Source organism: Gilvimarinus sp. 1_MG-2023 (genome assembly GCF_030548285.1).
Genome location: NZ_JAUOSC010001473.1, coordinates 1 through 247 on the forward strand (window position 1 = coordinate 1; position 247 = coordinate 247).

General features: G+C 55.1%; 1 pseudogene. It reads right to left on the reverse strand.

The features are described from left to right. Positions 1-247, reverse strand: a pseudogene (locus tag Q4563_RS21720) (haloacid dehalogenase); the annotation flags it as partial.

Here is a 247-nt window from a genome sequence, read left to right on the forward strand (position 1 = left end):
GCCGGAAGCCGATTTTGCTGGCGACGTCTTTTTTCAACTCCGCGATCGGTAATCCGGTCAGATTGCTCCAGTGATCGAGGCAATACCAGTTGAGGGTACCGCGCAGGCCGATAAAGCTGCTGCTCAGTTCCGTCAGAGCGGCGGCCTTGTCGATGCCTTTGTGGCGGGCATACTGCTCGGGCAAATGTTCCAGCCAGAAGTAATTATCAAAGTGCAAGTCCAGCAGGGTACCGTCCATATCCAGTAG